Origin of the sequence: Psychrobacter sp. CAL346-MNA-CIBAN-0220, from assembly GCF_040309805.1 — a bacterium.
GTDB lineage: Bacteria > Pseudomonadota > Gammaproteobacteria > Pseudomonadales > Moraxellaceae > Psychrobacter.
Map to the genome: position 1 here is coordinate 1 of NZ_JBEOPF010000663.1, position 241 is coordinate 241.

At 61.4% G+C, this 241-nt stretch carries 1 protein-coding gene; it reads right to left on the reverse strand.

Annotated elements, in window-relative coordinates:
* Positions 1–241, reverse strand: a 241-nt coding sequence (locus AAEY88_RS15235; RefSeq protein ID WP_350563741.1) for a malonate decarboxylase subunit alpha, incomplete at both ends; no start/stop codon positions are given.

Here is a 241-nt window from a genome sequence, read left to right on the forward strand (position 1 = left end):
GTGCTGGAATGCCCGTCGCCATCCACTTGCAGGGTGGCGCCGATAAACAGGTCCACGGCGTACTGGCCGGCGAGTTGACAGAACATGCGGTTGGAGCGCATCGAACCATCGCGGCCGGTGAAGAACACATCCGGGCGAGCGGCGATGTAGTTTTCCATGCCCAGTTCGGTGCCGAAGCAATGCACACTCTCCACCCAACCGCTTTCAATCGCCGGGATCAATGTGGGGTGCGGGTTGAGGG